The following is an 829-nucleotide window of genomic DNA, read 5'->3' as shown; positions in this document are numbered from 1 at the left end:
AGATTTTTGCAGACAGTAGCAATTACTATAAACCACTGCCCTATTTTGGGGATCTAGTTTGTGACTTTTTAGGTGTGACCGTTTTAATCTTTTTCATACACTTTTTTACCATGCACTTTTATTGCCTCCGCCCATTGCGCTTTAATGGCCTTGTCATGCGCTTCCTTTCTCTTTCCGTAAAGTTCATATAGATTGCTTAAGTGCTGGCTGATACTCCAAATCTGGGTCAGTTTCTTATTGTAAGTAGCCCAGTGCATCCCCTTTGGTTTTCTGGGGGTTATATACATTCTATAAGCTAGGTCATAGTCTGTTAATCTGTCTATCCCATTGTCGCTGTCATACAAATCTGGCTCTAATTTATTAATAAGGTTTAGTTGTTTATCGTGTAATGCCATGATTTTATCGAACATGTTGCGTCTGGCCTTGTTATCTTGAGCAGCATAATACAACCCCGCACATACTCGGCATATTACTGCCCGCCCTACTTGATATAGTGTGCCTTTTCGTTTCTCACAGTAAGGACAAACAAACCAATACCGTACACCGCCATAATTAGGTTTAGTTGTTGCTAAAGCTATCTTGTGACCTTGCCATTTAACAAGATGAGCACGGGGATGTTTGCTAAAGTCTATTTCCTTGATATTTAGTTTTGGATAGCTTGTGACCTTTTGCATTGCAACCCTCAATTTGTGTCTAAAACAATAGTCAAATTTTGTGACCTTGTTGCACACTTTTTAAAGCTCTTTAGTCTACTATCGTTATTATATCAACCTCTATAAGCATGTAACCATGTAACTTTTAGGGTGCAACCTTTTGCAACGTTGCAACG

1 protein-coding gene is annotated in these 829 nt (G+C 38.8%); it reads right to left on the bottom strand.

From position 1 onward, the window contains the following. Nucleotides 1-83: 83 nt before the first annotated feature. Entirely contained in the window at nucleotides 84-674 is a 591-nt protein-coding gene (locus AOQ32_RS07360) for a hypothetical protein (protein WP_083994468.1), read from the bottom strand. Nucleotides 675-829: the final 155 nt, after the last annotated feature.

This window comes from Fructobacillus tropaeoli (genome assembly GCF_001047135.2).
Classification (GTDB): domain Bacteria; phylum Bacillota; class Bacilli; order Lactobacillales; family Lactobacillaceae; genus Fructobacillus; species Fructobacillus tropaeoli.
The sequence above is the reverse complement of the archived record's forward strand: the minus strand, read 5'-3'. Positions and strand labels throughout refer to the sequence as shown.

Bases quoted from the DNA above. Each gene is read 5' to 3' on its own strand.
- AOQ32_RS07360 (WP_083994468.1), bottom strand. From the start codon at position 674: ATGCAAAAGGTCACAAGCTATCCAAAACTAAATATCAAGGAAATAGAC.